Below are 11,719 nucleotides of genomic sequence, written 5' to 3' on the forward strand. Positions count from 1 at the left end.
TTCAGCGAACCCTGGCCGATGTTCCTGAGCCGGCCAGACCGCCGGTCCCGTCACCGCAAGAATCCGCGCGAGTCCCCCCAGCCTGCTGCGATATCCGCCTCGAGCTGGTTGAGGCGTGCCGTGACCACTTGGTCGAACCCGTCCATGAAGTACTCGTCACCAGCGTGCGGCGCTATACGGAGGTCGTCGTCGACGAACCGCTCGACGACCTCCGCCAGGGACTTGCCAGGCTCCACGCGGCCTGCGATGTAGCGGTCCGCTCCGTCAAGGTTCGGGAAGCCGGCCTCCCGGTACAGGTACACGTCCCCCAGAAGGTCGACTTGTACGGAAACCTGGGGATGCGCGGACGGGCGCATCGTCTCGGGCCTGATCCTCAGTAGTTCGGCGTCAGCACCGGTCTTGAGACTGTGCAACGCGTAGCCGTAGTCGATGTTCAACGTGGGGGTCCGTCGGCTCACCTGCTCTTCGAAAGCGAGAAGTCCTTCCTGGAGTTCCGTGCGTTCGGCCTCGGACAACCTGCCGTCTCCACGGCCGCTGTAGTCCTCGCGTACGTTCAGGAAGTCCACTGGTCTGTCCGGCGCCGCTTCGTTGATCTCGGCGATGAAGTCGACGAGGTCGAGTAGGCGGTTCACACGTCCGGGCAGCACGATGTAACTGAACCCCACCCGTATCGCGCTCTCCCGCTCGGCGCGCAACAGCTGGAAGCGCTGCAGATTGGCGCGGACCCTTCCGAAGGAGGCCCGCTTGCCCGTGGTCTCCTCATATTCTTCGTCATTGAGCCCGTACAACGATGTGCGCACCGCGTGCAGATCCCACACCCCAGGTTGCCTGGCCAGTGTTCGTTCCGTGAGCGCGAACGAGTTTGTGTACACGGTCGGGCGCAGGCCGCGGGCTGCCGCACGACTGCTGAGCGCGCCCAACCCCGGGTTGGTCAGCGGCTCAAGGCCGCCGGAGAAGTACATGGCGTACGGGTTGTCGGCCGGTATCTCGTCGATGACGGACTCGAACATTGCGTTACCGGAGTCCAGTGCCGACGGATCGTAGCGCGCACCGGTCACACGGACGCAGAAATGGCAGCGGAACATACAGCTCGGCCCCGGATACAGGCCTACGACGTAAGGGAAGACCGGCTTGCGCGCCAATGCCGACTCGAAGACTCCCCGCCGCTCCAGAGGCAGCAGGGTGTTCTGCCAGTACTTGCCCGCCGGCCCGCTCTCCACGGCGTGTCGCAACTCCGGGACGAGGCCGAAGAGGTCGAGGAGACGGCTGAAGGAGGCTCGGTTGACGTTCAGCAACCGGCGTGCGTTCTCCAAGGGAGTGAAGGCGTGGTTGCCGTAATGCTCGGCCAACTGCACGAGTTGGCGGGCGATCACCGGGGCTTCGTCAGCTTCCACGTGACCGTCGGCGGCCAGGGCACGATGCACCGTATGGACCGCTGCCGCGAGGTCGGCACCGGGGCGAGCGCAGACCGCGACCGGATCGGCCGGGGCGGAGGCTTGAGACATCATCCTTTATGTCCAATCGTCTGCGTCTGGGTGCTTGGTTCGGTCCCCCGGGGAGGGCGCACAGCGGCACGATGGCGCGCACGCCGGTGCCCCTCGGCGTGCCGGGCGCCTTCCGTCACGTCGGGCGAGCGTCTCGGCGGAGCGCTCACGTGACGGCACCCTGATGGAGGTGGAGGGTCCCGTCACCGGTGCAAGGGGGAGCCTTGGCGCCCACCCGACTGGTACGGCCGGACCGGCAGAGCGCAGCTCTTCCCGGGGAGCTGGGCTGGCTCGTCTGCCGTTCCGACGGCGCGCGTCTCGAAGAAGGTCCAGTCCCTCCGAGCGGCTGAAAGGACGGACGACAGGTGCGGACTTCGGCCTGCTCAATTCGGACTCCACATCGCGTCGGTCGGGTTCTTCGTCATCCTGGGAACCGGCGCGCGGCCGCGTACCCGGGGCGGAGCCGGGGGCATATCACTCAGTTGGGTGGTCCCACCTCACGGGAACCGACTCGGGGGTGCGGAGCAGGGAGCCAGTCCGCCAGCGGAGCTCGCTCGTCGGGACGGCCAGTCGGAGCCCTGGCAGGCGGTCGACCAGTGTGCTCAGTACGACTTGCAGTTCGAGCCGTGCCAGGGGGGCGCCCATGCAGTAGTGGGCGCCGTGACCGAATCCGAGGTGAGGGTTCTGGGCACGCGTGAAGTCGAGCGATTCGGCACCGGGAAATGCCGTGGCGTCGAAATTCGCGGACGCGATCGAAGTGATGACCGCCTCGCCCGCACGGATGAGTGTGCCGCCGATCTCGACGTCTTCCAGGGCGATGCGAGCGAATCCGTCCGTGGTGCTCAGCGGGGTGAAGCGCAGCAGCTCCTCGACGGCGGAGGGAACCAGCTCGGGGTCGGCCACCAGGGAGTCGTAGAGCCGGCGGTCGCTGAGCAGGAGGTGCACGAAGTTGCCGATCTGAGTGGCCGTGGTCTCGTAGCCGCTGATCAGGAGGCCGCCGCCCATCATGAGCAGCTCGGCCTCGGACAGCCGGTCACCTTCGTCACGGGCCTGCACCATGGTGCTGAGGAAGTCGTCCGTGGGCCGGGCACGGCGATCGGCCACCAACTTGGCCATGTAGGCGGTGAATTCCTCGGTCACCCGCTGTATCTCAGCGGGACTCAGGGAGGACGAAACCCGCGCCTCGGAGAATTTCCTGAAGCGATGGCGGTCGTTGTACGAGACGCCCAGCAGTTTGCAGATCACGGAGATGGACACGGGCAGAGCCAGGTCTTCCATCATCTCACCGGACGGTTCGTCGCGCGCGACCATCTCGTCGAGCAGTTCGCTGGTGAACCGAGCGACCTGGGGGCGCAGTTCCTCCACCCGGCGGGCCGTGAACGCCTTCCCAGCCAGCCGCCGAAGCCTGCTGTGCTCGGGCGGGTCCATGGAGATGAGACCGCCCGCGGGCAGCGGGTATTCGGTGGGTCGGGGCACGTCACGTCCCGCCCCGGCCTCCATGCTGAACCGCTGGTCACCCAGGACCGCCTTCACATCGGCGTGCCGGGTCAGCAACCAAGCCTCGCCTCCGTAAGGCATACGGACCCGGGAAACGGGTTCGTGCTCGCGCAGGCGGCTGTAGAGCGGATCCAGCGCGACGCCGTCGAATGTGGAGAAAGGGTAGGGGCGAGCCTGGGAGACCGGGCAGCTGAACGTCATGAGAACTCCCTCGGTCGAACGGAGACGGCTGGAGGGACCGCCGGCTGTGAACGCGGCGCGGCGAGTCCGGCCGCCGTCTGGATCGTCCGGCAGACCGCTTCGGCGTGCTCGGTGAGGTAGAAGTGACCGCCGGGGAAGGAGTGGAATGATGCCGCCCCGGTGGTCAGCTGGTGCCAGGCCCGGGCTCCGTCAGTAGGGACGTGGGGATCCTCACTTCCCGTCAGCACGGTGATCGGGCAGGCTAGCGACGCCCCAGGGCGCCAGATGTAGTTGCCGGCGGCCCGGTAGTCGTTGCGTATCGCGGGCAGGGTCAGCCGCAGGACCTCCTGGTCGGCCAGCACCCGAGGGTCGGTGCCTTGCAGTTCGGCGAGTTTGGCGACCAACTCCTCGTCGCTCAGGAGATGCACGGTGCTCCGAAGGGCGGCGGTCGGGGCGACGCGGCCGGAGACGAACAGGTGCGCCACCCGGTTCTCTGGTGTCTGTCGCTCGAGGTGGCGGGCGGTCTCGAAGGCCACCAAAGACCCCAGGCTGTGGCCGAAGAGGGCCACCGGCCGGTCCAGCCAGGGGCGGAGCGCCGCGACGATGTGCGCTACCAGGCCGTCGACGGTGTCCACGAACGGTTCCATGCGCCGGTCCTGCCGGCCGGGGTACTGGACGGCGAGTACCTCGACCGACTCCGGAAGCAGCCGGGTGAAGGGGAGGAAGGCACTGGCGCTGCCGCCGGCGTGGGGAAGGCAGATGAGGCGAAGCGCAGGGTCGGCGATGGGCCGGTAGCGGCGCAGCCAGAGGTCGTCCGCGTCGGTGGAGCCGGGCATGGTTGCGGCAGGCCTCTCTCTTACGGATGGTTGGTTCGTAGGCGTCACGTTGTGCCTCGAAAGCGATGCGGAGAGCCCGTCCCAGTTCCTCGGTGATCTTCCGGGTGTCCACGCAGGAGCGGCGGCCGTGCGCTTTGGACACCTCGTCGGCAACTTCCCGGACGGCGACCTCGGCGAGATTCTCACTGTCTCCGGCATAGGCGAGCTTTTCCGGTGCGAGGACGCGTGAGTGCTTCTCGCCCAGCCGGTGCAGGGCATCCGCATTGATGAAACCCGACGCGGATCCACGACCGAGCTCGGGCAGGCGCGCCCGACTCTGCGCCGGACCGGGGAAGCTAATGTCAGTGATCGCCAAATCCCTTTTGGCGGACGGCTGCAACCTCTTCGGCAGCCTCGGTTCCTCCTCCAGCGACAGCAATCGCAACTGTTGCTTGAAAGCGCACCGGTCAGCGGCTGCGGTGGATGTCGCGCGCCACCGTAAAAACGTGACCGAATGCCTGACGGAACACCAGGCGCCCTCGGGAGAGATCAGCTGGAGCGTCTCCAGTAGGAACCCTGGCGATCGATCTGGTGGATCTCGTCCGTGATGCCGTGCTCGTCCCGGAACTCATGCACAGCCTGCCGACACGCCGGAATGCAGTAGTCGTCGACGATGATGTATCCACCGGCCGACACCTTGTGATACAGGTTCGTGAGCACATCCTTGGTGGCCGCATATGAGTCCCCGTCGAGCCTCAGTACCGCGAGCTGCTCGATCGGTGCGGTGGGCATGGTGTCCTTGAACCAGCCGGGAAGGAAGCGGACCTGGTCGTCCAGAAGCCCGTAGCTTTCAAAGTTTCTCTTCACCGTATCGACGCCGACCGGGATGCTGAGGACCTCATTGTACTGGCCGAGATCGATATCGACATCGAGTTGGTGGTCGTCCTCGGCGGTCTTGGGGAAGCCCTGGAAGGAGTCCGCGACCCACACCCTCCGGTCGCGCACGCCGTGCGCCTGGAAGACCCCGCGGGCGAAGATGCAGGCACCGCCCCGCCAGACCCCGGTCTCCGCGAAGTCTCCCGGTATGTCGTCGCGCAGCACGTCTTCGAGACATTTCTGCAGGTTGTCGAGCCGCTTGAGACCGATCATCGTGTGCGCGTGGCGGGGGAAGTCCTCACCCACCGTGCGTAGTTCCGCGGAATACGAGCTGTTCGTGATGAAGCCGGCGACGTTGGTCTGGTCCTCGTAAATCATGTTCGTTACGACCTTCTTCAGAAGGTCGAGATACAGGTCCGTGGCAGCAGATAAGGTCGTCATTTTCCTCGCCTATGGGTAGCGGATCCCAGCGGGCGGAGCAGTGCCCAACGGGCGGCTCATTCAGGGCAGGGGCCGCGATCACTAAATTCCCTGTGTTCACGCTGATGAGCTGGATGCGATAGCCATCTAACATCAGTGATCAGGCTCGAGCAAGGGTCGAAAATGCGCCACGCCAGGTGTCTCAACTGTCAGGAAAATGAAGGTCATATTGGGCGGTAGTGGTCATGGCTGGTTCAGTCGACCCTTGATCGGCCGCTGCCTGTGTGGTTGCATATTGGAGGAAGATCAGCTCCTCACGACTATGTTTAGTGCGAGGAAATCCTTGGAATCTTCGAAAGTTGTTCACAACAGCCCCCCGGTATTAGATGTCGCGTGGCCCTTGGCGCGCAGCTGCCCGTTCAGCCTCCCCGCTCAGTACGCCGAGAAGCGTAAGAGCGAGCCCGTATGCCGGGCTCAGGTCTGGGATGGCTCCAGGACCTGGCTCATCACCAAGCACGAGCATGCGCGAGCCCTTCTCGCCGACCCGCGGGTAACCGTCGATCCGGCCAAGCTGCCCAAACTCTCCGCCTCCGATGGCGACGGCGGCGGTTTCCGGTCACTGCTGACCATGGATCCGCCGGACCACAACGTTCTGCGCCGCATGCTCATATCCGAGTTCAGCGTGCGCCGGGTCCGCGAGATGCGGCTGGGCATCGAGAGCACGGTGCACGGGCTGCTGGACGGCATCCTGGCACAGCGCGGACCGGTCGACCTGGTGGCCCGACTCGCGCTGCCCATGTCCACCTTGGTGATCTGCCAGCTGCTCGGAGTACCGTACGAGGACCACGAGTTCTTCCAGGAACGCAGCGAACTGGCCACCCGCGTGGGCGGCAACGAGGAGTCGCTGGTCGCCCTCCTGGAGCTGCGTGACTACCTGGACCGGTTGGTCACCACCAAGATCAAGACTCCAGGTGACGACCTGCTGGGCCGGCTCATCGCCGATCGGCTCCACACCGGAGAGATACGGCACGCCGAAATCGTGGACAACGCCGTGCTGTTGCTTGCCGCCGGCCACGAGACGAGTGCCAACATGGTGGCACTGAGTATCCTGACGTTGTTGCAACACCCCGACACAGTCGCAGAGTTGCGTGACGACAACACGCTGCTGCCGCAGACGGTCGACGAACTCTTGCGCGTCCACTCCATCGCGGACGGTCTTCGACGGGCAGTCACCGCGGACATCGAACTCGGCGGCATAGCGCTGCGCGCCGGGGACGGGCTCATTGTTTCGCTGGCTTCCGCCAACCGCGACGAAACCGCCTTCACCTCCCCGGACGACTTCGACCCGCACCGCTCCGCGCGCCAGCACGTCGCCTTCGGCTACGGCCCACACCAGTGTCTGGGCCAGAACCTGGCCCGACTGGAGCTGGAGATCACTCTGGGTGCCGTCTTAGAGCGCGTTCCCACGCTCAGACTGGCCGTCGGAGTCGACGCACTGCGCGTCAAGCACGACGCGACGATCTTCGGGCTGCACGAGCTGCCGGTCGAGTGGTGACGAAAGGGGGACACAGCGTGCAGGTCACAGTGGATCAGAGCCGGTGCCTCGGAGCCGGCCAGTGCGAGCAGTTGGTGCCGGAAGTTTTCCGCCAGGACGAGGAAGGGCTGAGCCAGGTCCTGGTCCCCGAGCCCGAGCCGGCGTCGTGGCCGCGAATACTTCAGACGGTGCAACTCTGTCCCGTGCAAGCCGTGATCGTCGAAGAAAGTACAGGTCGCCCGTCCCAGGAGGGTGAGTGACTACCGATCGCTGGGCCGGCCGCACGGTGCTCGTCACGGGTGCACTGGGGTTCATCGGCTCCCACTTCGTCCGACAGCTCGGAGCGCGTGGAGCCGAGGTGCTGGCTCTGTACCGCACCGAACGGCCCGAGTTGCAGACCGAGTTGGCGGCACGGGGCAGAGTCCGCTTCGTGAAGACGGAGCTGCGGGACGAGCTGGAAGTACGGGGGGCCTTCAAGTTCCTGGCATCGTCCATCGACACGATCGTCCACTGCGCGGCGATGGACGGCAACGCCCATTTCAAGCTCGAGCACTCCGCCGAGATCCTGGACAGCAACCAACGGACCATCTCCAACCTGCTCAACTGCGTGCGCGACTTCGGCGTGGGCGAGGTCATCGTCATGAGCTCCTCGGAGCTGTACTGCGCGACGCCCACCGCGGCGATACGCGAGGAGGACGACTTCCGCAGGTCCATGCAGTACACGGACAACGGCTATGTCCTGTCCAAGACGTACGGCGAGATCCTGGCCAGGCTCCACCGCGAGCAGTTCGGCACCAACGTCTTTTTGGTGCGACCGGGCAACGTCTACGGGCCAGGGGACAGCTTTGACCCGTCCCGCGGGCGGGTGATCCCGAGCATGCTGGCTAAGGCCGACGCGGGTGAGGAGATCGAGATCTGGGGCGACGGCAGCCAGACCCGGTCCTTCGTGCACGTCGCCGACCTCGTGAAAGCCTCGCTGCGCCTGGTGGAGACAGGCAAGTACCCAGAGATGAACGTGGCCGGCGGAGAGCAGGTCTCCATCCTGGAGCTGGCCCGGATGGTGATGACCGTCCTCGGACGGCCCGAACGCATCCGCCTCGACCCCAGCCGCCCGATCGGCGCTCCGAGCAGACTCCTGGATCTGTCCAGAATGTCAGACGTGATCGACTTCGAGCCGCAGCCCCTGCAGGCCGGACTCGTGGAGACCGCTCGCTGGTACCGCCTTCACAAGCGCTGAACTCCTCCCGCACTCCTGGAAGGTAATTCGTGGCCAAGCATGTCCCGAACTCGTTGACCCGCGAAATAGTCCGCGCAGCCGGCGGACATGACGCTGACCTCAAGGAACTGGCCGCGCGGCACGCCCCGGCCGACATCGTCCGCGCGCTCCTGGACGAGATCACCACACGCTGCCCCGCTCCCGTGAACGATGTCCCCGTCCTCGTCGAGCTGGCGGTCCGGGCGGGCGACCAACTGTTCCCCTTCTACCTGTACGTCCTCAAGGACGGCCCAGTGCGCCTCGCCGACAAGGACGAGGGGTTCATCGCGATGCGTGTCGAATATGAACTGGGCGAACTGGTGCGGGAGCTGTTCGGGCCGGTGAGGGAGAACGTGACCGGCGTGCGTCGGACGACTCTCTTCCCGTACGTCGTGGACTCGGGAGGCGACGAGAGCTCGGGAGCCGAGCACATCGGCACGCACTTCCTGGCCGCGCAGCAGGGCTCCCAGACCGTGCTGGCCGGCTGCCACTCCCACAAGCCGGACCTCAGCGAACTCTCCTCGCGCTACCTGACCCCGAAGTGGGGTTCGCTGCACTGGTTCACTCCCCACTACGACCGCCACTTCAGCAGCTACCGCGACCAACAGGTGCGCGTTCTGGAGATCGGTATCGGCGGTTACAAGCACCCCGAGTGGGGCGGCGGCTCACTGCGCATGTGGCAGCACTTCTTCCACCGTGGCGAGGTCTACGGGCTGGACATCGTCGACAAGTCACACTTCGACGCGCCGCGCATCACGACCCTGCTCGGCGACCAGAGCGACCCCGACCAACTGCGGTCGATCGCCGAGGAGTACGGCCCGTTCGACATCGTCATCGATGACGGAAGCCACATCAACGATCACATCCGGACGTCGTTCCAGGCGCTGTTCCCGCACGTGCGGCCCGGCGGCCTCTATGTGATCGAGGACCTATGGACCGCCTACTGGTCCGGCTTCGGTGGCAACGCGGACCCACAGCAGTACAGCGGCACGAGCCTGGGTCTGCTCAAGTCCCTCGTGGACGCCATCCAGCACGAAGAACTGCCGGAGACCGGCGGCCGACGACCTGGCTACGTCGAACAGCACGTGGTCGGCATGCACCTATATCACAATCTGGCCTTCATCGAGAAGGGCACCAACGCCGAGGGCGGCATTCCTCCGTGGATCCCGCGCGACTTCGAGACACTGGTCGCCGTTTCCTCCGGGGGACACGAATGAGCAGCCGTGGGCACCAGACACCGGGACACACCCGGCCGGGCGGTGGGGAGCCGATATGCGAGTGACCCTGCTGAGCGTCGGATCCCGAGGTGACGTACAGCCGTTCGTCGCCCTGGGGATCGGTCTGAAGGCCCGCGGCCACGACGTCACCCTAGCGGCTCCCGCCACATTGCGGCCGCTGGTCGAGCGCGCGGAGCTGACGTACAAGCTCGCGCCCGGGGACCCTGACGGATTCTTCAACATGCCCGAGGTGATCGAAGCGCTGCGGCGCAGCCCCTCGTTCAAGCACATGCTCGCCGGGATGCCCAAGGCACCCGAGAGCTATGCGCAACAGGTCGTCGACGCGATCCACGACGCCGCCGAGGGCGCCGATCTCATCGTGAACGCGCCACTCACCCTGGCTGCCGCATACGGTCACCCGCCCGCCCCATGGGCCTCAGTGTCCTGGTGGCCCAACGGCACGACCTCGGCCTTCCCGGCCGTCGAGTCCGGACAGCGCAGGCTCGGTCCACTGACGTCGCTGTACAACCGCTACACCCACCGCAGGGCGGCCCGCGATGAGTGGGAATGGCGGCGTCCCGAGGTCGACGGCTACCGGCAGAGACTCGGCCTCCGGCCCTTCGGCGACAAGTCGCCGTTCCTCAGGCTGGGCAACGACCGCCCGTACCTGTTTCCCTTTAGTCCTACCGTGCTGCCCAAGCCGCGGGACTGGCCACGTCAGAGTCACATCACCGGTTACTGGTTCTGGGACCAGCACTGGGAACCGCCGGCCGAGCTGGTGGAGTTCCTGGAGGACGGGGAACCCCCGGTGGCGCTCACTTTCGGCAGTACCTGGTCGCTCCACCGGCAGGAAGAGGCCTTCGAGTTCGTCCTTGAGGCCGTCCGCGGCGTCGGACGCCGACTGATCATGGTCGACGGGCCGGATGGGGACCTACCTGACGACGTGCTCCGCCTGCACCAGGTCGACTACGCCACCCTGTTCCCCAAAGTGGCGGCGGTCATCCACCACGGTGGTGCCGGCACGACGGCCGAAGTCGTGCGGGCGGGAGTGCCTCAGGTCATCGTACCGGTCTTCGCTGATCACCCTTTCTGGGCGGCGCGGCTGTCGGGAGCAGGTGTCGCCGCCCGCCCGGTGCCCTTCGCCCGGTTCACTCGGGAAGCACTTGTACGAAGCGTCCGCCAGGCGGTCACCGATCCCGAAATGGCGGTTCGCGCCAGACGCCTGGGCGAACTGGTTGCCAAGGAACGCGGTGTGGACACCGCCTGCGACATCCTCGAGGAGTGGGCGGAGACATCACGGCGTGCGGCCTGAGACGGCCGCCGGCGGGCGGGCCCCAGGCCCGAGCCCTACGCCGACAGCCGGTAGGCGGAGAGCCGCACGGAGAGGGTGACCTGGGACGGCGACGGCAGCCGCTGGATCGTCGCGTACTCCTCCTGCGCATGACGGTGCCAGGCATTGGGCCCCATGCCCACCAGGCGGGCCAGAGCCTGGTGGTCGAGCGCCATGGTCCGGGTCAGTTGCTCCGTGGCGACGGCCGAGAAGTGCGGGGAGAGCTGCTCCGCGAGACGGGACTCCTTGCCTTCGTCCACCTGGAGCAGGCCCAGCGTGCCGATGAGTTCCTGCAGGTGATCAGGCAGAGGAGTGACGACCAGGAGGATGCCACGGGGATGGAGGATGCGATGCAGTTCAGGACCGTTGCGGGGAGCGAACGTGTTGATCACCATGGCGGCGGCATGGTTCTGTACCGGAAGCGTCTGCCAGGCGTCGGTGACGGCGGCTGCGATCCGCGGATGAGCCTTCGCGGCACGTCGCACGGCGTATTTGGAAATGTCCAGCAGCAGGCCTTCGAGGTCAGGGAACGCGTCCATGACCTTCGCGTGATAGTGGCCCGTTCCCCCACCGATGTCGACGACACAACCGGACACGGCCGGATCAGCCGTCCGCCGCGCCAGATCGACCAGCGTATCCATCACGGGGTCATAGTGTCCCGCCGACAGGAAATCGTCACGGGCGTCCACCATTTCCTTTGTGTCCGCCCGCAGTTTCGTGGCCCCCGGAAGCAGATTCACATAACCCTGCTTCGCGATGTCGAAGGAGTGTCCGGAGGGACAGGAAAGTGCACCGTCGCCCAGGGCCAGAGAGGCACCGCAGTGCGGGCAGGCGAGGTATTGCACGATCCTGTTGAGCATGAGGCACCGTTCCTTCGGGTATGTCGACGGACCGACCAACCCTAACGCAGGCGTCCCGGCTGGCAGCCGCCAGCTTGTGTCGAAAATCCGCGTGACGCGGATCCGCAGCCGACGAACCTCATTGACACGCACGACACGATAACTTGCCGCATTTCCCGCCGATTTCCTGTGAATTACCGCGCACGCGGACCATCAATTCGAGCACGTGCAGACAGCCGCCCTGTTTGCCGGCGCGTCAGCCCATTTCGACC

General features: G+C 66.0%; 11 protein-coding genes. 6 read left to right on the forward strand and 5 right to left on the reverse strand.

Annotated features, from left to right (window positions below; all coding sequences use genetic code 11):
* Nucleotides 1-50 precede the first annotated feature (50 nt).
* From desII to ACH4TV_RS31315, 3 genes are all read right to left on the reverse strand, one after another.
* A complete protein-coding gene (desII, locus tag ACH4TV_RS31305; RefSeq protein ID WP_398404001.1) occupies nt 51-1,508 on the reverse strand; it encodes a dTDP-4-amino-4,6-dideoxy-D-glucose ammonia-lyase in 1,458 nt (485 codons plus the stop codon).
* 450 nt (nt 1,509-1,958) lie between these two features.
* Nucleotides 1,959-3,182: a cytochrome P450 gene (locus tag ACH4TV_RS31310; RefSeq protein WP_398404003.1), complete on the reverse strand. Its 1,224-nt coding sequence runs from the start codon at nt 3,180-3,182 to the stop codon at nt 1,959-1,961.
* Nucleotides 3,179-3,997, reverse strand: coding sequence for a thioesterase II family protein (locus ACH4TV_RS31315; protein WP_398404005.1), 819 nt, complete (start codon nt 3,995-3,997; stop codon nt 3,179-3,181). Before ACH4TV_RS31315 ends, ACH4TV_RS31310 begins: the two co-directional genes overlap by 4 nt.
* Between ACH4TV_RS31315 and ACH4TV_RS31320 the strand changes: the two genes are divergently transcribed.
* Nucleotides 3,996-4,226 carry a hypothetical protein gene (locus tag ACH4TV_RS31320; RefSeq protein WP_398404007.1) on the forward strand — a complete coding sequence of 77 codons (231 nt, stop codon included), beginning with the start codon at nt 3,996-3,998 and terminating at the stop codon, nt 4,224-4,226. The genes ACH4TV_RS31315 and ACH4TV_RS31320 overlap by 2 nt on opposite strands.
* 299 nt (nt 4,227-4,525) lie before the next feature.
* Here ACH4TV_RS31320 and ACH4TV_RS31325 read toward each other — a convergent pair whose 3' ends face one another.
* Nucleotides 4,526-5,293: a TylF/MycF/NovP-related O-methyltransferase gene (locus ACH4TV_RS31325; RefSeq protein WP_398404009.1), complete on the reverse strand. Its 768-nt coding sequence runs from the start codon at nt 5,291-5,293 to the stop codon at nt 4,526-4,528.
* 379 nt (nt 5,294-5,672) lie between these two features.
* On the opposite strand from ACH4TV_RS31325, the gene ACH4TV_RS31330 reads away from it, so the two are divergent.
* From ACH4TV_RS31330 to ACH4TV_RS31350, 5 genes are read left to right on the forward strand one after another with little or no spacing between them, the layout of a single operon-like run.
* Entirely contained in the window at nt 5,673-6,827 is a 1,155-nt protein-coding gene (locus ACH4TV_RS31330; RefSeq protein WP_398404011.1) for a cytochrome P450, read from the forward strand.
* A gap of 29 nt (nt 6,828-6,856) precedes the next feature.
* Nucleotides 6,857-7,066: a ferredoxin gene (locus tag ACH4TV_RS31335; RefSeq protein ID WP_398404067.1), complete on the forward strand. Its 210-nt coding sequence runs from the start codon at nt 6,857-6,859 to the stop codon at nt 7,064-7,066.
* The gene (locus ACH4TV_RS31340) at nt 7,063-8,043 is read left to right on the forward strand and encodes an NAD-dependent epimerase/dehydratase family protein (RefSeq protein WP_398404013.1); all 981 of its coding nucleotides are present in this window, start codon (nt 7,063-7,065) and stop codon (nt 8,041-8,043) included. Before ACH4TV_RS31335 ends, ACH4TV_RS31340 begins: the two co-directional genes overlap by 4 nt.
* Before the next feature lie 29 nt (nt 8,044-8,072).
* Complete coding sequence (locus tag ACH4TV_RS31345) at nt 8,073-9,278, forward strand: hypothetical protein (RefSeq protein ID WP_398404015.1); 1,206 nt, start codon at nt 8,073-8,075, stop codon at nt 9,276-9,278.
* Between the two features lie 55 nt (nt 9,279-9,333).
* A complete protein-coding gene (locus ACH4TV_RS31350) occupies nt 9,334-10,590 on the forward strand; it encodes a glycosyltransferase (RefSeq protein ID WP_398404017.1) in 1,257 nt (418 codons plus the stop codon).
* A gap of 35 nt (nt 10,591-10,625) precedes the next feature.
* On the opposite strand, the gene ACH4TV_RS31355 is transcribed toward ACH4TV_RS31350, so the two are convergent.
* The gene (locus tag ACH4TV_RS31355) at nt 10,626-11,468 is read right to left on the reverse strand and encodes a putative RNA methyltransferase (protein WP_398404019.1); all 843 of its coding nucleotides are present in this window, start codon (nt 11,466-11,468) and stop codon (nt 10,626-10,628) included.
* Nucleotides 11,469-11,719: the final 251 nt, after the last annotated feature.

Source organism: Streptomyces sp. NPDC020898 (assembly GCF_044333925.1).
Classification (GTDB): Bacteria; Actinomycetota; Actinomycetes; order Streptomycetales; family Streptomycetaceae; genus Streptomyces.